Genomic DNA, 18633 nt, shown 5'->3' on the forward strand with positions numbered 1-18633 from the left:
CATGCCTATGGCGGAGCGTGCGGCAGAGGTCAACCACTAAGAAGCTTGTGTCGGAGAGAAAAAATCAAGCTGTATCAATTACAAAGTGGGTGTTTCCGAGAGGTGTCATGAGGTCCGGTTGGGGAGGCGAAACACTTTACCGGCTACGGTGGCATCATTTGTGCTGCGACAACTGTTGATGCCGGGTTTCTTCAGGCGATCACCGCAAGAATGGCCTTGGCCAGGTCCGACGCGCGGTGGCGCAGCGAGCCCTGCAACCGGCCATACAGGGTGAAGATGGCGGGCTGGGCGACGATGCCCAGTACCATCGCAGTCAGCAGATCGGCATCGCGCTCGGGGATGTCGCCCCGGCGCATGGCCCCTGCAAAAATCGAGCGCACAGCCTCCACCACGTTCTTGCCGGCGTCGTCGGGGACTTCGGCCAGATGGGCATGCTGGGAGAGCAGCAGGAAGGTGAACAGGGCCCGGTCTTCGTCGAAGAGATCGCAGAAGACTTCGACGATCTGGGTGATCTTGGTATCGAATTCGGCATGGGCCTGGTCCGCCGCCAGGATGTCACCGGCAAGCCGGGCATAGCCGTCGAGGAAGAGGGAGCGCGACAGGGCATCCTTGGACGGGAAGTGGCGGTAGAGGGCAGCCTCCGCCACGCCGACGGCACCGGCGATGTCGCGGATCGATGTTCCTGCCACGCCTTTCCGGGCGAACAGGCGCAAGGCCTCCGTCACGATCTTGGCACGGGTCTTGGATCCGTCACGCATGATTCCCGCCCGTTTCGTCGTGGGCGGCCTGGGCCGGAGGCGGTGCTTCCGCCTCGCCTGCCTTTTCGGCGGGCGGCCGAGGCTCGCCGGCAGGGCGCCCCGGTGCGGCGAGCGGGGCAGGCGGTGGGCGATGGGCTTCCGGTTCGGCGCCATTGCCCTGCGCGGGCGCAGCCACGGAGGGCTTGGACGGATCGGGCAAGCCTGGCAGCGGGGCTGGTGGGCTGGCCTTGGCGTCGGCGGCGCCGGCATTGGCCTGGTGCTCCTTCAGCATCTTGTTGAGGCCGACATAGTCGGTCTTGCCGGTGCCCATCACCGGCATGGCGTCGATGATCATGATCTCCGAGGGGATCATCAGCTCGGCGGCATGCTTGTAGCGCAGATGCGCGATCACGTCGGCGCGGTTGGCCTGCTTGTGCGGGGTAATCAGCACCAGGCGCTCGCCCTTGCGCGGGTCCGGGGTGGCGAGCACGGCGACCGGGCTTTCTGGCCAGAGGTCGGCAAGCATGGACTCGACCGCGGCGAGCGACACCATTTCGCCGCCGATCTTGGCGAAACGCTTGGCCCGGCCCTTGATGGCGATGAAGCCTTGCGGATCGATGGTGACGATGTCGCCGGTATCGTACCAGCCTTCCTCGGGCGCGGTGATCTCGCCGGGATGATCGGCCTTGAGATAGCCCAGCATCACATTGGGGCCGCGCACATGCAGGCGCCCGCCTTCCTCGATGCCGGGAATGTCCTCCAGCCGCGTCTCCATGTCCGGCAGCGCCCGGCCGACAGTGCCGTTCTTGTTGAACATCGGCGTGTTCAGCGCCAGCACCGGCGAGGTCTCGGTGACGCCGTAACCTTCCAGGATGCGCAGGCCGAACTTCTCGTTATAGGCCCGCCGCGTCTCCACCTTCACCGGCTCGGCCCCGGCCACGACATAGCGCAGCGAGCGGAAGTCGTAGGGATTGGCCATCTTGGCATAGCCGGCAAGGAAGGTGTCGGTGCCGAACAAGGCGGTGGCATTGGTGCCGTAGATCAGTTCGGGAATGATGCGGTAGTGCAGCGGCGTCGGGTAGAGGTAGAGCCTCACGCCGTTGACCAGCGGCAGGATCATGCCGCCGGTCAGGCCGAAGGAATGGAACACCGGCAGCACGTTGAAGACGATGTCGCCGGGGCCGAAATCGATGCGGGCACCGACCTGCGAGATATTGGCGAGGATGTTGCGGTGCGACAGCACCACGCCCTTCGGTGCCCCTTCCGAGCCCGAGGTGAACAGGACTGCCGCCGGGGAGTCCGGCGCAGGCTTGGCATGGGCGCGCCCGGCTCCGAGCAGGCCCCTCAGCTTGTCGGCGGTGCCGACCTCGGCGCGCACGTCCTCCAGCCAGACGAAGCGGACATGGGCCTCCATCGCCGCCACGACATCGCCGAGCCGGCCTTTTTCGACGAAGGCACGGGATGACAGCACCGTCTTCACCTGCGCGGTCTTGCAGGCCGAGATCAGGTTGGCCTGGCCGGCCGAGAAGTTCAGCATGGCCGGGATGCGGCCTGTCGACTGCAGGGCGAAGAAGGTGACGGCGACGGCATTGGCGTTGGGCAGGAGCACGCCGACATGCTCGCCCGGAGCTGTGAAGTCCGTGAATTTGCGCCCGAGTACGCTGATGCCGATCAAGAGGCGTTTATAGGTGAGGGTGCCGCTGACCGGATCCTCCAGCACCACGCGCTTGCGGCCATATTTGTCGGCGGCCGCGACCAGGGCACGGAAAAGATCGGTGTCGACGGAACTCGTCTTGTAGATGAGATCGGACATCACGTCGTAGAGGGCGGCGCCGGCGGCCTGGCGGCGCTTCTTGCCGCGCAGGTCCTCATCGATGGTGAGGCGCGTCGGTTCGGTGAAGGTCACGGTCACCTTCGGGAACCAGCGGCGTGAGACCTTGTTGGCGTCGAGCCTGGTGAAGGGCGTCCGCTCCAGACCGTCGATGCGCATCGGCACGATGTCCGCATGCGACTTGTCGGCGATCAGGCCGGCGCCGTCATAGACCTTCATCAGCGCGCCAGTGACGGTGAGGCGCCCCTCGGGGAAGATCACCAGGGTCTCGCCGGCCTTCACCGCATTGATCAGCCCGCGCGTCGCCATCGGCTTGGTGGGGTCGAGCGGATAGGCGCGGCAGATCTTGAGGAAGGGCTTGACCCACCATGCCTTGGCGATGGTGTGGTCGATGGCGAACACCGGATCCTTGTCGAGCAGGGCCAGGACCAGGCCGGCATCGAGGAAGCTGACATGGTTGATCGCGATGATGCGATGGGGCGTGGGCGTCTCCAGGTTCTCGATGCCCTTGACCTCGAGGCGGTAGAGCAGCCGGTAGAGCAGCAGGATGAAGTCACGGAACCGGCTCATCGGCAGCACATAGAGCAGCACGACGCCGGCGATGATGTCGAGGATGGCGATGCCGAGCAGGGCGATCGGGGTGGTGAGGCCCAATTGACCCTGCAGCAGGGAGAGGCCGCCGGCGCCGACCGTCATGAACAGGGCCGTGATGACATTGCCGCCGGCGATGACGCGGGCGCGTTCGTCCTTGGGGGCCCAATGCTGGACGGCCGCATAGATCGGCACGATGAACAGGCCCGCAGCCAACGCCACCAGCACGAGCGCGATGGTCATGTGTAGGCCGGCGCCGGTGGCCAGATAATCAAGGAAGTAGAGCGGCGTTTCCGAGCGCTCGGTACCGAAGGCGATCCAGGCCACGTCGAGGCAGAACAGCCCCATCAGGATACAGCCGATCGGCGAGAGCAGCACGATGATCCGTCCCGTGGCCAGGCGTGCGGCCAGGATCGAACCAATGGCGATGCCGATCGAGAAGGCGGTGGTGAACCAGGTATTGAGCGTGCCGTCGCCGCCGATGACGCTGTGGGCGAGGGAGGGGGTCAGCGAGAGGATGACGATGCCGCTCATCCAGAACCAGGCCACCGCCAGCGAGCCGATCAGGAGCTTGCGGTCGGAGGCTACCAATTGCACGAGTTGGTAGCTCGAGCGGATGATGTTCCAGTCTATCTTGAGATCCGGTGCTGCTTCACCCGTGGGTGGAATGAGGCGGGCAAACCACCAGCAGGCCACGGCTACCGCCACCATGATGGCGGCCACGATCCAGCTGGGCAAATGAGGAGCGACGAAGCCGGCCCCGATGATGCCGATCAGAATCGACAGGAAGGTGCCCGCCTCGATGAGACCGTTACCGGCGGGCAGTTCTTCGGGCGCCAGATGATCCGGCAGGATGCCGTATTTCACCGGCGTGAACAGCGTGCCCATGATGCCGAGCGTGAGCATGCTGACCAAGAGGATCGGCATGGAATGCAGGGCAAAGCCGACCGCGGCGACGACGACGATGGCGATTTCAGCCAGTTTGATCTGCCGGGCGACCCGCGCCTTGTCGTAGCGGTCGGCCAATTGCCCCGCCAGGCCTGAGAGCAGCAGGCCGGGCAGCACGATCAAGGCACCGGCGATCGAGACCATGCTGTCGCCGCCTTCCATCGCGGCGGTTTCGGCAATGCCGTAGACTGCCAGGATGGTCAGAGCCTGCTTGATGAAATTGTCGTTGAAGGCGCTGAAGAACTGGCTCCAGAACAGAGGCCAGAAGCGGCGGGCGGACATCAGCGATGCGAGCATCGGTGTGGTTCCTGGATGGGCGCGTACCGGGCGCGGGAGAATCGCATTTTAAGTTAGCGTTCGTTCACTAACTTAAAATGTATGGTAAACGGCGTCAAGGTGGGGGAGGGCTGGCGCGGGTCCGGCATGTGCGCCGTCGCACAGTGGCGGGAACCACCGGTCTCGAGCTGTCATCCTAGCCCTCGCGCCTGACGACTTCCAGGAAGACTTCGCCATAGCGCTCCAGCTTGGCCTGGCCCACCCCGGGCAGGGCCAGAAATTCGGACAGGCTGGCGGGGCGTTCGCTCGCCATGGCGCGTAGCGTGGTGTCGGCGAAGATCATGTAGGGCGGCACGCTCTGTTCGCGGGCGAGCCGGCTGCGTTCGGCGCGCAAAGCGGTGAACAGGGCGCCGTCGCGTTCCGACATCTCGATCTCGCCGCGCCGGGTGCGTTTGGCCTCGGTGCTCTTGCGCGGCCGGTCGCGGCGGAAGATGATCTGCCGTTCGCCCTTGAACACGGCCCGCGCTTCCTCGGCCAGGATCAGGGCGCCATGGGCTTCATGGTCGACATTGACCAGGCCGGCTGCCGTGAGCTGGCGCAGCACCGATTGCCAGGTGCGGGCCTCGATATCCTTGCCGGCCCCGAAGACGGGCTGGTTGTCGTGGCCGAAGCGCTGGACCTTCTCGGTGACCTTGCCGGTGAGCACGTCGATGATATGGGCGCCGCCGAACATCTGGCCGGTGCGGTAAATCGCGGCCATGGCCTTCACGGCGGCGTCGGTGCCGTCCCAGCTCTCGACCGGCGAAAGGCAAGTATCGCAATTGCCGCAGCGGCCGGGATGGATCTCGCCGAAATGGGCGAGGATGGCCTTGCGCCGGCACTCCGCGGTTTCGCAGATGCCGAGCAGGGCGTTGAGCTTGCCGAGTTCGACCCGCTTCACCGTCTCAGGCGCATTGCCCTCCTGGATCATGCGGCGGCGCTGCACCACATCGGCCATGCCGTAGCTCATCCAGGCATCGGAGGGCAGGCCATCGCGCCCGGCTCGGCCCGTCTCCTGGTAATAGGCTTCCACCGAAGCGGGAATGTCGAGATGGGCGACATAACGCACATCCGGCTTGTCGATGCCCATGCCGAAGGCGACGGTGGCGACCAGGCAGAGGCCCTCTTCCTCCAGGAAGGAGTCCTGGTTGGCGCTGCGTGTCGCCGCTTCCAGGCCGGCATGATAGGGCAAGGCGCGGATGCCCTGTTCGTTCAACCACTGCGCCGTCTCCTCCACCTTGGCACGCGACAGGCAATAGACGATGCCGCTATTGCCCTTGTGCCCGGCCAGGAAGGCGAGCAATTGCCGGCGGGCATTGTCGCGCTCGACGATGGCGTAGCTGATATTGGGCCGGTCGAAGCTGGTGGCGAAGACTTCTGCCGCGTTGAGGCCGAGCCGCTCGATGATGTCGGCGCGGGTGACCGGATCGGCCGTAGCGGTGAGCGCGATGCGCGGGACGCCGGGGAAGGAAGCCGCAAGGCCGCCGAGCTCGCGATATTCGGGCCGGAAGTCATGGCCCCACTGGCTGACGCAATGGGCTTCGTCGATGGCGAAGAGCGCGATGTCGGCATCGGCGATCAGGGCCTGGAAGCCTTGCGTTGCCACGCGTTCGGGGGCGACGTAAAGCAGGTCGAGCTTGCCGTCCATCAGGGAGCGGCGGACCTTGTAGGCCTCCTCGCGCGACAGGGAGGAATTGAGCGCTGCCGCGCTCACGCCAGCCTGCTTGAGCGCCTCGACCTGGTCGCGCATCAAGGCGATCAGGGGCGAGACGACGATGCCGACGCCGCGCCGGCATAGGGCCGGGATCTGGTAGCACAGCGACTTGCCCGCTCCGGTCGGGAACAGCACCACCGCATCGCCACCCCCGGTGACATGGCGCACCACCGCCTCCTGCTGGCCGCGAAAGGCGGCGTAGCCGAATACGCTATTGAGGACGGCGAGAGGATCTCGGGGAGATGAGAGGGTCATGCCTGCAGGATGTGCCTTCGGTGCCTGATTCCATTCCGGGGAGATGGAGGAGGCTTACCCGACACAGGTCGTGATTCGAAAATCTCTCGCGTTGAATTCCTCCGCCGGCAAGCAATTCCGGTGGAATAATCCCGCTTGCCAGGGCCGCTGCCACTTCTCCGCCAGGATGCCGGCTGCTCCTGCGATGGCATTGCAGGGCCTGCTTGCGATCCATAAAGTTATGTTATAACGTTTCATTCAAATGGAAGCTCAATCGAGCGCCTACGGCATCGACATGCCCGTTTTCGCAATGGATCAAGGAATTCCGACATCATGCAGCCCCTGCCGCAGACCCCCGTCACCGTCCTCACCGGCTATCTCGGGGCAGGCAAGACCACGCTTCTCAACCGGATCCTGACCGAGAGCCATGGCAGGAAATATGCCGTCATCGTCAATGAGTTCGGTGAAGTCGGCATCGACAACGATCTCGTCGTCGACACCGACGAGGAAATCTTCGAGATGAACAATGGCTGCATCTGCTGCACCGTGCGCGGCGATCTGATCCGCATCATCGAGGGCCTGATGCGCCGGCGCGACCGCTTCGATGCCATCCTGATCGAGACGACCGGGCTGGCCGATCCCGCGCCGGTCGCCCAGACCTTCTTCGTCGACGATGACGTGCGCGCCAAGACCCGGCTCGATTCGATCGTCACCGTTGTCGACGCCCGGCATCTGCTTGCAGAGATCGAGGAAGCGCACGAGGCCCAGGAGCAGCTCGCCTTCGCCGACACGATCCTGCTCAACAAGATCGACCTGGTTACGGCGGAGGAACTCGACCGGGTGGTGAAGCGGATCCGCCGCATCAATCCCACCGCCACCTTGCACGAGACCCGGCGTTGCGACATCGCGCTCGACAAGGTGCTCGGCCGCGGCGCCTTTGACCTCGACCGTATCCTCGAAGCCGAGCCCGATTTCCTCGAGGGCTTCCACGAGCACGAGCATGACGATCATGTCAGCAGCTTCGCCCTGGTGTCCCGCGAGCCGCTCGACCCCGGCAGGTTCATGCCCTGGCTCGACATGATCGTGCAGCAATTCGGCGCCGACATGCTGCGCATGAAGGGCATCGTCGCCTTTGACGGCGATCCCCAGCGCTTCGTTGTCCAGAGCGTGCACATGCTGCTCGAAGGCGACCATCAGCGCCCCTGGAAGCCCGAGGAGGAGCGCCGGAGCCGTCTGGTCTTCATCGGCCGCAATCTGCCCAGGGACGTGATCGAACAGGGGTTCCTGGCCTGTCGCGTACAGGCGGCGGCAGACGCCGGCTGAAGCAGGAAGGCAGCGTCCGGCATCGGCCGATGCAGGTTTTGCATATTCGCTTGACCGCGCTGGCGACACCCCGGTAACTGTGGGGTTGACGGTTCCCGTCGGATGCAAGTCCGTCGGGAGTAATAGGGAACACGGTCCGGCTTTCTTAAAAGCCCATGCCGTGGCTGCCCCCGCAACTGTAGGCGGATTGCCGAGCATCCTCCTGGCGCGAAAGGCGCCATGCCACTGTGGGTCTCCCATGGGAAGGCAGATGCAAGGTCGACGTCCGCGAGCCAGGAAACCTGCCGTCATCTCGATCAATCCCATGTCACGGGCGGGGATGCCCGGAACAGGAGACATTGTGACCTATCTTCCCGCCCGTCCGGGTTGTCGCCCGCCTGTTCCCTCCGCTTCGCGTCATCGAACCCTCTGCCACGCCCTGGCCTGAGGCCGTTTTCCGTCTTCGGCCGTGCCGAAGAAGGCCATTTCCATCGCGAACGAGAGAACATCATGACCTTTTCAAGGAATAAGGCCCGCTGGTTCGGCTTTGCCGTCGCGCTTGCCGCCGGCTTCAGCCTCACGCCTGGTATCGATCCGGCGGTGGCGCAGGCAACGAAATATCCCCTCAAGCTCGCCAATTGCGGCCGCACTATCACCTTCGATCATGCGCCGCGCCGCGTCGTTTCCGTGGGGCAGAGCAGCACCGAGGTCCTCTATCTGCTCGGTCTTGCCGACAGGGTGGCCGGGACGGCGGTCTGGTTCGGCCCCGTACTGCCCGGATACGAGGAGGCCAATGCCAAGATTCCGCGCCTGGCCGACAATGATCCGAGCTTCGAAAGCGTGATCGGCAAGAAGCCGGAGCTCGTGACGGCCCAGTTCCAATGGCATGTCGGGCCCAGCGGCATCGTCGGCAAGCCAGAACAGTTCGAGGAACTGGGTATCCAGACCTATGTTTCGTCCGCCGATTGCGTCGGCAAGGACAATTCTGGCGGTGGCGACGGCACGCGCGGTACCCTCTTCACCATGGATCTGGTCTATCGGGAGATCAGGGAACTCGCCGAGATCTTCGACGTGCAGGAGCGCGGGGCGAAAGTCATCGCCGACCTGAAGGCACGCGAGGAAGCCGCCCGCCGCAAGATCGCTGCCGGCGACGGCAAGGTCTCCGCTGCCTTCTGGTTCTCGAGCGCCAAGGTTGATGTCGATCCCTACATGGCCGGCAAGAACAGCGTGCCGGGCTACATCATGTCCGTCCTGGGTGTCCGGAACGTCGTCGAGAGCGAGGAGGAGTGGCCGAGCGTCGGCTGGGAGACCATCGCCAAGGCCGATCCGACCATCATCGTCGCCGGCCGGATGGATCGCCGCCGCTATCCGGCCGACGACATCGCCATCAAGCTCAATTTCCTCAAGACGGATCCGGTGGCGAGCCTGATGCCGGCGGTCAGGCAGGGCCATGTCGTGGAGATGGACGTCCAGGCCATGCAGCCGAGCGTCCGCGTCGTCGACGGCATCGAGATGCTCGCCGATGCCGTCCAGCGTTTCGGCCTGAAGCGCTGAGATGAATCGCGCCGTCACACGATTGCTGGCGATCGGGCTTCTGGCGCTGGCCGTGCTCGTCCTGGCGCTCTGGCTCGGCGCCGCCATCGGCGAGACGGCCATTCCGATGGACGTGGTGGCCAAGACGGCGGCCAACCGCCTGTGGGGCGCCGGCTACGACCTCGATCGCATCGATGAAGGCATCGTGTGGAACTACAGGCTGAGCCGCGCGGTCGTTGCGGCCTGCTGCGGCGCGGCCCTGGCGCTGTCGGGCGTCGTGCTGCAGTCCCTGCTGCGCAATGTCCTGGCCGATCCCTATGTGCTCGGCATCTCGGCGGGGGCGTCGACAGGAGCGGTTGGGGTCGCCATTCTCGGCATCGGTGCAGGATTTCTGAGCATGCCGCTCGGCGCTTTTCTGGGCGCGCTGGTGGCCTTCGGTTTCGTCGCCCTGCTGGCGATGCGGTCGGGGCGCGGCACGGGCGCGGTGATCCTTGCCGGCGTTGCGGGGTCTCAGCTTTTCAACGCCCTGACCTCCTTCATCGTCACCAAGGCGGCCAATGCAGAACAGGCGCGGGGCATCATGTTCTGGCTGCTCGGCAATCTTTCGGGCGTGCGCTGGCCGGATGTCTGGCTTGCCCTGCCGGTCACGGTCGTGGGGCTGCTGGTTTGCCTCTGGCACGCCCGCGCGCTCGACGCCTTCACCTTCGGCACGGAATCGGCGGCATCCCTCGGCATCTCAGTCCGGCGCGCCTATGTCGTGCTCGTCGGCATCGCGGCGATGATGACGGCAGTAATGGTCAGCATCGTCGGGTCGATCGGCTTCGTCGGCCTGGTGATTCCCCATACGGCGCGGATGGTGGTGGGCGTGCGCCATGGGCGACTGCTGCCGGCCAGCGCCCTGATCGGCGCGGTCTTCATGATCGCGGCCGACATTCTGTCCCGCATCATCATCCCCGGCCAGGTCCTGCCGATCGGGGTGATCACGGCCCTGGTCGGCGCGCCGGCCTTTGCCCTCATCCTCAGCCAGAGAAAGGCGACGGCATGAGCCTGTCGGCGCGCAACCTGTCCTGGTCGGCAGGCGGGGCCCCGATCCTGCACGGGGTGTCGCTGGAGGTCCATCCCGGTGAATTGCTGGGCATCATCGGCCCGAACGGTTCGGGCAAGACCAGCCTGATGTCCCTGCTGGCCGGTATTCGCCGGCCACAGGGCGGCGAGGTGTTGCTGTCGGGCCGCCCGCTCCATGGTCTTGCTCGACGCGAAGTCGCGCGCCGCATCGCCCTGGTCGAGCAACAGGCGGAGACGGCCGAGCGCATTACCGCTCGCCAGGCTGTGGAGCTTGGGCGAACGCCGCATCTGGGAGCCTTCACGCCCTGGTCGAGCCGGGATGACGCCATCGTCGATCTCGCGCTCGAGGAGGTTGCCATGACCGGCCTTGCCGGTCGCCTGTGGCACACGCTCTCCGGTGGGGAACGCCAGCGCCTGCACATCGCCCGCGCCCTGGCGCAGCAGCCCGAGATCCTGCTTCTCGACGAGCCCACCAATCATCTCGACATCGGTCACCAGATCGGCCTGCTGCATCTGGTGCATCGCCAGAATCTCACCGTCGTGGCGGCCCTGCACGACCTCAACCATGCGGCGATGTTCTGCGACAGGGTCGCGCTGATGCAGGCAGGACGGATCGAGGCGATCGGTCCGCCGGCGGAGGTGCTGACGGCAGTGCGCATCCAGTCGGTCTTCGGTGTCGCCGCCGAGGTCATCCGCGACGGTGCGGGAGGATGCTTCATCCGCTATCGGCATCCGGATCTTCCGGTACCGCGACCAGGCCGGATCGCGGCGGTGTCATGACACGCGGCCGACGACAGATGGAGAGAGCCGTCAGATGACGAGCGCCAGCCCTGCGAACTATGATCTCAAGGAAGAGATTCGCGATTATTGGTCGAAGCGTTCGGAAACCTTCGACCGCGCCTTCGGGCACCACATTCCCGAGGGCCCCGAATTCGAAGCCTGGGCGGGGGCGATCCGAGATCATCTCGGGACCGAACCGCTCCGGGTGCTCGATCTCGCCTGCGGGACGGGCGAGATCACCAAGCTGCTGCTGGCGCTCGGCCATGACGTGACCGCGCTGGACTTCTCCGAGGCGATGCTGGCGGTTGCGCGGCGCAAGCATGACGGTCGCCAGCGCCTGCGCTTTCGTCTGGGCGATGCAGAAAACACCATGGAGCCGGAAAACGCCTATGACGCCGTCGTCTGCCGGCATCTCGTCTGGACATTGACCGAGCCGCAGAAGGCCTTTGCCGATTGGCATCGCGTGCTGAAACCGGGTGGCAGATTGCTGTTCTTCGACGGGGATTGGGCAAGACCAACCAGGACCGGCCGGTTGGCGTCCGGGCTCATTGCCTTGATCGATCGCCTTGGCGGCGCCGATCCCTTCTATGATGGTGCAATGGGCGAGCGCCATGCCCGCATCATGGAGCGGCTGCCTTTTGGCAGGGGGCTGCGGAGCACCGATCTGCTGCCGCTCCTGGAACAGGCCGGCTTCAGGGATGTGGTGGTCTCCTCGCATCGGCCGATCGCCGCGGCCCAGAGGCGCCGGGCGGATCTGCGCAACCGGCTGCGCACCTATCTCTATCGGCGCTTCATCATCTGCTGCCGCAAATGATCCGCGAACCGGAGCAGCCTTGCATCTCCCGCCAACGGAACCATATCTTTGGAGGCGGCCTTCAGGGTCATGAGAGGCGTGTTCGAGGCAGCAAATGTCTGCCGCACCGTGCCGCTTTGGCCGCTCCGGTGGCGGGCCAGAAAAACAAGCATGATAACTGATGACGTCGCCGGGGCTGGGGTCTATGGTCCGTGACGGGACGCTATCAAGCTCTGTGAACAAGGACGTAACATATGGCTTCGAAACTCGAACAATTGCGCGCCATGACGGTCGTCGTCGCCGATACCGGCGATATCGATTCGATCAAGGCGCTCAAGCCGGTCGATTGCACCACCAATCCCAGCCTGCTGCTCAAGGCAGCCGAGATGCCGGCCTATGACCATTTGATCGCGGAAGCCGTGAGCTGGGGCAGCAAGCAAGGTGGCGGCAAGGATGGCGTCGTCGCCGCAATTGCCGATCGCCTCGCTGTTTCCTTTGGTGCGGAACTCACCAAGCTCGTTCCCGGCCGTGTCTCCACGGAAGTCGATGCCGATCTTTCCTTCGATACGCAGGCGAGCATCGCCAAGGCGCATGCCATCATCGCCGACTACAAGTCGCGTGGCATCGAGCGTGACCGCATCCTGATCAAGATCGCTTCGACCTGGGAGGGCATCCGTGCCGCCGAGGTGCTGCAGAAGGAAGGCATCGACTGCAACCTGACCCTGCTGTTCTCCAAGGCCCAGGCCGTGGCTTGCGGTGATGCCGGCGTATTCCTGATCTCGCCTTTCGTGGGCCGCATCCTCGACTGGCATGTGAAGAATGACGGCCGCACCTTCACGCCGGAAGAAGATCCGGGCGTGCTCTCGGTGCGCGGCATCTATGCCGACTACAAGTCCCGCGGTGTCAAGACGGTGGTGATGGGCGCTTCGTTCCGCTCCACCGGCGAGATCGAGGCGCTGGCCGGCTGCGACCGCCTTACCATCGCGCCGAACCTGCTGCAGGCGCTGGAAGCCGACCAGGGCACGCTGGAGCGCCAGCTGTCGCCCGACAACTACGCCGCCGCGCCGACCACCGGCAAGATCGACGAGCGCACCTTCCGCTGGGAGATGAACGAGGATGCCATGGCGACCGAGAAGCTCGCCGAGGGCATTCGCGGCTTCGCCAAGGATCTCGGTAAGCTGCGCACGCTGATTGCCAAGCGTGTCGAGGGCACTGCCCAGGCCGCATGACCTTGGCTGCATTGTTTTGACCGCCTGATCGTCGCCGACGTGAGCCGGGCCTTTACACAGGATGGCCAGGAAGGGGAGGACGCCCAAGTCCTTCCCGAAAGGCCTGTGAGCAGCGAACGCAATCTTGTTACCGGGCGAGGCCTCGCGATGATCGAGGCCGAGCTTAGGCAGGCGCGTTCGCTCTTCGCCGCGGCAGAAGCCGTCGGCGATCGGATTGCCATGGGCAATGCGTCACGGGATATCCGTTACTGGGCCGTTCGGCGGGCAACGGCGGAGCAGGTGGTCCCTGCAGCCGTGGATACAGGCATTCGCTTCGGTATGGCCGTGACGCTCCACTATGCCGATGGGCGTGAACGCATCTGGCGCATCGTGGGCGAAGACGAGGCTGATGCTGCCCATGGCCGTATCAGCCATGTCTCGCCCTTGGCGAAGGCGTTGTTCGGCAAGGATGTGGGCGATGAGATTCGGCTCGGCCCGCAGGAGGCCGAGGTCGTGGCGATCGACATCGCGCAGGAACCGAATTGAGTCGGGGGCCAATCCGGCGCGACGATCAGCGCGGAACCCCGACACCGGACTCGAACCTTATGATGTCGTGACGACATGCCCGGCCGCGGACGCAGCTCAGATTCCCGCGAGAATTTGATCGATATGTAGGGCGCTGACATCCAGGAAGGGAAAATCCGGTTCACGATCCGCATAGAAAGACGACAGGTCCGTGCCGGCCAGCATGATGACCTGCGCACCCCGCCGGCCGAGCAGGTCACCAGCCAACTCGTCGAAATAGGCGACCTCGGCCTTGGTGCCGCGTTTGCCGGATATGGCGATGTCGGTATAGGTCTCGTGTACGCGGTCGGCCTCGCTCGGATCGAGCTTGACGATCATATGCTCTGGCACGGAGCCGAAAATATCCGACGCCATCACGGCCCGGTTGCCGAAAATGGCGACACGTTCGAAGCCGGCGGATTTCAGGGCGCCGGGGATCGCTTCCAGGACATTGATGATCGGCCCCTTCGATCGCTTCTCGATTTCGTCGATGGCGAGATGCGGTGCGACGGCGGTGATGGACACCGCGTCCACGCCGGCGTCGAACAGTTCATTGGCGAGCGAACCCAGATAACGGCCGAGCCCATCCCGGTCTCCCGATCCGATATGGCCCAGCACTTTGTTGACGTCGGCATGTTTCAACGTGAGATCGAGTGCGATCTTCGCCCCTTGGTACTCCTGCAAGATCCGCTCGTAGTAATAGATCCCGGCCCGGGCCGCCAGGCCGCCGATCAGGCCGATCCTGGTTGGCTTGATTTGTATCGCCGATCTTCTCGGCATGGTTTCCTCCTCGGCTGCGGATTGTGGCGTCGGTCGATACGATCGCACTACACGACACCATATCCTTCCACCGTTCGCAGGTAGGTGGCACCAAAGAAAAAGGCGGTCGTCGCGACCGCCTTTTTCCGATGATTCCGAAATGAAACGAGGTCTACTCTTCCGCAAACCCGCCGAGATGGCTCTGCGAGTAGTTCTGGATGCCGAGGCGCTCGACCAGGTCGAGCTGGGTTTCCAGGAAGTCGATATGGCCTTCCTCGTCGGTCATCAGTTCCTTGAACAGATTCTCGGAGACGAAATCCTTGACGGTGCGGCAATATTCCGCAGCTTCCTGATAGAGGGCACGGGCCTCACGCTCGGCGGCGAGGTCGCATTCGAGAACTTCCTTCACCGTCTGGCCGATCCGCAGCGGATCGAGCGTCTGCATGTTCGGGAAGCCCTCCAGGAAGAGGATCCGGGAGGTCAGCTTGTCGGCGTGCTGCATCTCCTCGATCGATTCGGCACGCCACTTCTTGGCGAGGCCCAGCAGGCCCCAATTGTCGAAGATCCGGTAATGCAGCCAATATTGATTGATCGCGGTCAGTTCGCTCCGCAACGCCTTGTTGAGATAGTCGATGACCTTCTTGTCGCCCTTCATGGACGTTTCTCCGTACTTGGTGGACTGAAGCCACATTAGAAGAATTCTAAATTTAGGCAAGCCCTGATGGCGGCAAATTTGTCCGGAGGATTTTGCCGGGGGAGGGGAAGCCGCAAATCTGCCGGCCGCAGCCGGGCCAGCTCCCAGTTTATTCTCATTCTAAACTACTGATTTATAACGATTCTATTGTTGTGCCGAGCCATTGACAAGGCGCTCGTGTCCGTCCACATCACTCGCGTCACTGCCTTTGCTCGAACCCAAGATCGCTGCAAATGATCGTCTGTTCCTGCCGTGTTTTGACCGATGAGGATTTCACCAGCACGCTCGCGACCGAGCAGCCTGGCTGTCCGCGTTCGGCTGCGGATGCCTATCGTTGCCTGGGCTGCGGGCCGGAATGCGGCCGCTGCCTGATCACCGTACGGCAGATTCTCGCCGATGCGCGCGCAGCAGCACGCTGTCACGACTGCACCGAGGATTGCGCCCTGCGTGATATGGTCGAGGCGGCGAACACCGACGAAATCATGCTCGACGCCGCCGAATAGGCATTACGCCAAGCGATTGTAAACAACGCACGGGCAAAGCAGCCTCCAGCAGCGTTTGGCCGCCGGAAATCCCGCTCCTATCTCACGGTTGCGTTTCCTGCCCGCCGCGCCACAATTATGCCGCTCCCTATCGGCATAGGCGATTCATGCCCCAATCAGGTGACCAGGACGTTCGAACCGGCCTCGCCGCGCATCTCGTGGCCTTGTGGCGGTTCGGACTCGTGCTGTCGGGCAGTGGACAGTCTGCCGAGGAATTGGTGCAAGCCACCTGTCTCAGGGCGCTGGAGCGCTCGCACCAATTCATGCCGGGGACCCGGCTCGATCGCTGGCTGTTCGCCATTGAACGCTCGATCTGGCTCAACGAAATCCGGGCCAACAAGATACGCAACCCCGTCGAGCTCGAGCAGGCCGAGAGTGTGCTGTCTTTTGACGGCGAGCGGCAGTTCGAAACGAATATTCTGGCCGCTCAAGTGTTGAGGCAAGTACAGGCCATGCCTGCAGCGCTGCGTGAAACCGTCTTTCTGGTCTATGCGGAGGGGCTCAGCTATGCCGAGGCGGCGGACATGCTGGCCGTGCCGATCGGAACCATCATGAGCCGCCTGGCTTCGGCCAGGCTCAGGCTTGCTCATCTCAACAAGGATACGCCGGAGGGCGCTGCGGGGGAGTCATCATGAGTGCGCAAGAGATGGGACCCGATGACGCCAATCTCGTTGCCTTTCTGGATGGAGCCCTTCCTCCCGAAGAGCATGCGGGGCTGGAGGTTCGCCTTGTCCGGGAGCCGGCCCTGAAGGCGAGGCTGGACGCGCTTGCGGCCGGCTCGCTTCCGTTCAAGCAGAGTTACGAGGCCCTGAACGCATATGCGCCACGGCAGCGTCTGGAGGCGCTCCTGGCCGAAAGCGAGGCCGCGGTTCCGGCAGCGGTGGTCAATGACAATGCACCGCGTTCGCGCTGGCGCATCCCGCCTGCCGCGGTCGCGGCGGCGCTCGCCTTGTTCGTCGTGGGAACCGGTGTCGGCCATTACATGCCGCCCGGCCTCTGGCCGTTGCCTTCGGCGCAGCGCAGCGATCATGAAGGACCGGATGCCTGGCGTTCCACCGTTGCCGACTATTGGGGGCTGACCACGTCGCAGACGCTCGACTGGATGCCGAATGACGTCTCCACGGCGCAGCGCGATCTGGCCGCGGCGACGCGCCGGCTCGGCTTCCCGCTGACGCCCGAAAAGATCAGCCTGCCGGCCCAGGAGCTCAAGCGCGTCGAACTCTTCCACTACGACAATGCGCCCCTGGTCGAGATCGCCTATCTCGACGAACTGACGGGCCCGCTTGCCTTCTGCATCTATGGCAACAGCCCCGGGGCGGTGACGCCGCCGACGCTCGAACAGCGCAATGGCTTCAACGTCGTCTACTGGTCGGATGCCGAACGTTCCTACATGCTGATCGGCCACGGGCCGGACGAGATCATGCAAAAGCTCGCCGCCATCCTGGCAAAGCAGATCTCGGCGTAGATCTCGACAGGCACCATCGGCTTGCCCGGCTTTCCTGTCCGGCAGTTCCAGGACAGGCCTGGGCCTCGCCTTGATGAATCCGCTTGCCATGCCGGCGGGGCGGGCGGATTCTCACTCTGGAGCCGTTCAAAAGTGTGATTGACAGCGACTCGTTCTTTTGATCAACTGGTAAAAAATAAAGAGCCAAATACCAGAGGTTCAGATGACTGCACGATCCGACATTGCGCGGGGCCGTCTCGATTCCCCCACGCTCGCCAGCAATTTTTCAGACCTTCATCCGGCCTTCGGCAGGCATGAGGCGCGGGTTGCCGCCGAGCGCTGCCTGTTCTGCTATGACGCGCCCTGCGTGAAGGCGTGCCCCACTTCCATCGACATTCCGATGTTCATCCGCGAGATCATGACCGGCAACACGGTCGGCGCGGCCCGGACCATCCTGGAATCCAACATCATGGGCGGCATGTGCGCCCGTGTTTGCCCCACCGAGACGCTGTGCGAGGAAGCCTGCGTCAAGGAGACCTCGGAGGGCAGGGCGGTCGAGATCGGCAACCTGCAGCGCTATGCCACCGACGAACTCTTCGCCAAGGGCCGGCAGCTGTTCAAGCGCGGCGCCCCCACCGGCAAGCGCGTCGCCGTGGTCGGCGCCGGTCCGGCGGGCCTGTCCTGCGCCCACAAGCTGGCAACGCTCGGGCATGAGGTCGTGGTGTTCGAGGCGCGCGAGAAGGCGGGCGGCCTCAACGAATACGGCATTGCCGCCTATAAGAGCACGGGCGGCTTTGCCCAGGCCGAGGTCGACTACATCACGGCGATCGGCGGCATCACCATCGACTATGGCAAGCGGCTCGGGCGCGATATCGAGCTCTCGGAGCTCGCCAGGCAGTTCGACGCTGTCTTCCTCGGCATGGGACTGGGCGACACCAACGATCTTGGCCTGGAAGAGGGTATCGAGGGCGTGATCGATGCCGTCGACTACATCGCGGAACTCCGCCAGGCCACCAATCTTGCCGACCTGCCGGTCGGGCGTCGCATCGTGGTGATCGGCGGCGGCATGACCGCCATCGACATCGCCTCGCAGACCAAGCGCCTGGGGGCGGAAAGCGTCACGATCGCCTATCGCCGCGGCCAGCCGCAGATGAATGCCTCCGACTACGAGCAGGAGGTCGCTCAGACCGACGGCGTGCTGATCCGTCATTGGCTCAAGCCGGCGCGGCTGCATGCCGAGGATGGCAGGCTGGTCGCCGTCGAACTCGAATACACCGTGGAGCAGGGCGGGCGCCTCACGGGCACCGGCGAGACCGTCAGGCTCGAATGCGACCAGCTTTTCACCGCGATCGGGCAGTCCTTCCTGCCCGAGGAAGTGAACGGCATAGCGCTCGCGCTCGAAAAGGGGCGGATTGCCGTCGATGCCGAGCAACGCACCTCGGTGCCCGGCATATGGGCCGGTGGCGACTGTGTCGCCGGCGGCAAGGATCTGACCGTGGCGGCGGTCGAGGACGGCAAGCAGGCCGCCCTCTCGATCGATCAAGCCCTTAAGTCCCAAGCAAAGGCTGCGTGAGGAGAA

At 64.3% G+C, this 18633-nt stretch carries 16 protein-coding genes and 1 riboswitch; of the genes, 11 read left to right on the forward strand and 5 right to left on the reverse strand.

Going from position 1 to position 18633, the window contains the following annotated elements; translation table 11 throughout:
• Positions 1 to 191 precede the first annotated feature (191 nt).
• The 3 genes from BA190_RS29955 to recQ form a co-directional block, all read right to left on the reverse strand.
• On the reverse strand, positions 192 to 758 hold the full coding sequence (locus BA190_RS29955) for a TetR/AcrR family transcriptional regulator (RefSeq protein ID WP_068296824.1): 567 nt from the start codon (positions 756 to 758) through the stop codon (positions 192 to 194).
• Positions 751 to 4404: an acyl-[ACP]--phospholipid O-acyltransferase gene (locus BA190_RS29960; RefSeq protein ID WP_068296826.1), complete on the reverse strand. Its 3654-nt coding sequence runs from the start codon at positions 4402 to 4404 to the stop codon at positions 751 to 753. Before BA190_RS29960 ends, BA190_RS29955 begins: the two co-directional genes overlap by 8 nt.
• Positions 4405 to 4579: 175 nt before the next feature.
• A complete protein-coding gene (recQ, locus tag BA190_RS29965; RefSeq protein ID WP_068296828.1) occupies positions 4580 to 6391 on the reverse strand; it encodes a DNA helicase RecQ in 1812 nt (603 codons plus the stop codon).
• Positions 6392 to 6703: 312 nt separating this feature from the next.
• Between recQ and BA190_RS29970 the strand changes: the two genes are divergently transcribed.
• The 7 genes from BA190_RS29970 to BA190_RS30000 all read left to right on the forward strand — a co-directional run bounded on the left by BA190_RS29970 (position 6704) and on the right by BA190_RS30000 (position 13597).
• Complete coding sequence (locus BA190_RS29970) at positions 6704 to 7693, forward strand: GTP-binding protein (RefSeq protein WP_068296830.1); 990 nt, start codon at positions 6704 to 6706, stop codon at positions 7691 to 7693.
• A 72-nt stretch (positions 7694 to 7765) separates the two neighbouring features.
• A riboswitch (cobalamin riboswitch) is annotated at positions 7766 to 7997 on the forward strand.
• Between the two features lie 185 nt (positions 7998 to 8182).
• The gene (locus tag BA190_RS29975) at positions 8183 to 9226 is read left to right on the forward strand and encodes an ABC transporter substrate-binding protein (RefSeq protein WP_068296837.1); all 1044 of its coding nucleotides are present in this window, start codon (positions 8183 to 8185) and stop codon (positions 9224 to 9226) included.
• A gap of 1 nt (position 9227) precedes the next feature.
• The gene (locus BA190_RS29980; RefSeq protein WP_068296839.1) at positions 9228 to 10250 is read left to right on the forward strand and encodes an iron ABC transporter permease; all 1023 of its coding nucleotides are present in this window, start codon (positions 9228 to 9230) and stop codon (positions 10248 to 10250) included.
• The gene (locus tag BA190_RS29985) at positions 10247 to 11050 is read left to right on the forward strand and encodes an ABC transporter ATP-binding protein (protein ID WP_068296840.1); all 804 of its coding nucleotides are present in this window, start codon (positions 10247 to 10249) and stop codon (positions 11048 to 11050) included. The genes BA190_RS29980 and BA190_RS29985 overlap by 4 nt, the downstream gene beginning before the upstream one ends.
• Positions 11051 to 11084: 34 nt before the next feature.
• Positions 11085 to 11864 carry a class I SAM-dependent methyltransferase gene (locus BA190_RS29990; RefSeq protein WP_068296843.1) on the forward strand — a complete coding sequence of 260 codons (780 nt, stop codon included), beginning with the start codon at positions 11085 to 11087 and terminating at the stop codon, positions 11862 to 11864.
• Between the two features lie 233 nt (positions 11865 to 12097).
• Complete coding sequence (gene tal / locus BA190_RS29995; RefSeq protein ID WP_068296846.1) at positions 12098 to 13072, forward strand: transaldolase; 975 nt, start codon at positions 12098 to 12100, stop codon at positions 13070 to 13072.
• Between the two features lie 105 nt (positions 13073 to 13177).
• The gene (locus tag BA190_RS30000; RefSeq protein WP_245314999.1) at positions 13178 to 13597 is read left to right on the forward strand and encodes a GreA/GreB family elongation factor; all 420 of its coding nucleotides are present in this window, start codon (positions 13178 to 13180) and stop codon (positions 13595 to 13597) included.
• A 96-nt stretch (positions 13598 to 13693) separates the two neighbouring features.
• Here the strand turns inward: BA190_RS30000 and BA190_RS30005 are convergent, their stop codons facing one another.
• Both BA190_RS30005 and bfr read right to left on the reverse strand, forming a co-directional pair.
• Positions 13694 to 14395, reverse strand: coding sequence for an aspartate/glutamate racemase family protein (locus BA190_RS30005; protein ID WP_068296852.1), 702 nt, complete (start codon positions 14393 to 14395; stop codon positions 13694 to 13696).
• A gap of 151 nt (positions 14396 to 14546) precedes the next feature.
• Positions 14547 to 15029, reverse strand: coding sequence for a bacterioferritin (bfr, locus tag BA190_RS30010; protein WP_068296855.1), 483 nt, complete (start codon positions 15027 to 15029; stop codon positions 14547 to 14549).
• 272 nt (positions 15030 to 15301) lie between these two features.
• On the opposite strand from bfr, the gene BA190_RS30015 reads away from it, so the two are divergent.
• From BA190_RS30015 to BA190_RS30030, 4 genes are all read left to right on the forward strand, one after another.
• On the forward strand, positions 15302 to 15571 hold the full coding sequence (locus tag BA190_RS30015; RefSeq protein WP_068296862.1) for a bacterioferritin-associated ferredoxin: 270 nt from the start codon (positions 15302 to 15304) through the stop codon (positions 15569 to 15571).
• Between the two features lie 146 nt (positions 15572 to 15717).
• Positions 15718 to 16245, forward strand: coding sequence for an RNA polymerase sigma factor (locus BA190_RS30020; RefSeq protein WP_068296864.1), 528 nt, complete (start codon positions 15718 to 15720; stop codon positions 16243 to 16245).
• Complete coding sequence (locus tag BA190_RS30025) at positions 16242 to 17075, forward strand: hypothetical protein (protein ID WP_068296867.1); 834 nt, start codon at positions 16242 to 16244, stop codon at positions 17073 to 17075. The genes BA190_RS30020 and BA190_RS30025 overlap by 4 nt, the downstream gene beginning before the upstream one ends.
• Before the next feature lie 202 nt (positions 17076 to 17277).
• On the forward strand, positions 17278 to 18627 hold the full coding sequence (locus tag BA190_RS30030) for an NAD(P)-dependent oxidoreductase (protein WP_068296870.1): 1350 nt from the start codon (positions 17278 to 17280) through the stop codon (positions 18625 to 18627).
• Positions 18628 to 18633: the final 6 nt, after the last annotated feature.

Origin of the sequence: Labrys sp. WJW, from assembly GCF_001676615.1 — a bacterium.
Taxonomy (GTDB): Bacteria; Pseudomonadota; Alphaproteobacteria; order Rhizobiales; family Labraceae; genus Labrys; species Labrys sedimenti.

What these genes read in the sequence shown, in the direction of transcription:
- BA190_RS29955 (WP_068296824.1), bottom strand. Translation starts at nt 758, where the DNA reads ATGCGTGACGGATCCAAGACCCGTGCCAAGATCGTGACGGAGGCCTTG.
- BA190_RS29960 (WP_068296826.1), bottom strand. Translation starts at nt 4,404, where the DNA reads ATGCTCGCATCGCTGATGTCCGCCCGCCGCTTCTGGCCTCTGTTCTGG.
- recQ (WP_068296828.1), bottom strand. Translation starts at nt 6,391, where the DNA reads ATGACCCTCTCATCTCCCCGAGATCCTCTCGCCGTCCTCAATAGCGTA.
- BA190_RS29970 (WP_068296830.1), top strand. Translation starts at nt 6,704, where the DNA reads ATGCAGCCCCTGCCGCAGACCCCCGTCACCGTCCTCACCGGCTATCTC.
- BA190_RS29975 (WP_068296837.1), top strand. Translation starts at nt 8,183, where the DNA reads ATGACCTTTTCAAGGAATAAGGCCCGCTGGTTCGGCTTTGCCGTCGCG.
- BA190_RS29980 (WP_068296839.1), top strand. Translation starts at nt 9,228, where the DNA reads ATGAATCGCGCCGTCACACGATTGCTGGCGATCGGGCTTCTGGCGCTG.
- BA190_RS29985 (WP_068296840.1), top strand. Translation starts at nt 10,247, where the DNA reads ATGAGCCTGTCGGCGCGCAACCTGTCCTGGTCGGCAGGCGGGGCCCCG.
- BA190_RS29990 (WP_068296843.1), top strand. Translation starts at nt 11,085, where the DNA reads ATGACGAGCGCCAGCCCTGCGAACTATGATCTCAAGGAAGAGATTCGC.
- tal (WP_068296846.1), top strand. Translation starts at nt 12,098, where the DNA reads ATGGCTTCGAAACTCGAACAATTGCGCGCCATGACGGTCGTCGTCGCC.
- BA190_RS30005 (WP_068296852.1), bottom strand. Translation starts at nt 14,395, where the DNA reads ATGCCGAGAAGATCGGCGATACAAATCAAGCCAACCAGGATCGGCCTG.
- bfr (WP_068296855.1), bottom strand. Translation starts at nt 15,029, where the DNA reads ATGAAGGGCGACAAGAAGGTCATCGACTATCTCAACAAGGCGTTGCGG.
- BA190_RS30015 (WP_068296862.1), top strand. Translation starts at nt 15,302, where the DNA reads ATGATCGTCTGTTCCTGCCGTGTTTTGACCGATGAGGATTTCACCAGC.
- BA190_RS30020 (WP_068296864.1), top strand. Translation starts at nt 15,718, where the DNA reads ATGCCCCAATCAGGTGACCAGGACGTTCGAACCGGCCTCGCCGCGCAT.
- BA190_RS30025 (WP_068296867.1), top strand. Translation starts at nt 16,242, where the DNA reads ATGAGTGCGCAAGAGATGGGACCCGATGACGCCAATCTCGTTGCCTTT.
- BA190_RS30030 (WP_068296870.1), top strand. Translation starts at nt 17,278, where the DNA reads ATGACTGCACGATCCGACATTGCGCGGGGCCGTCTCGATTCCCCCACG.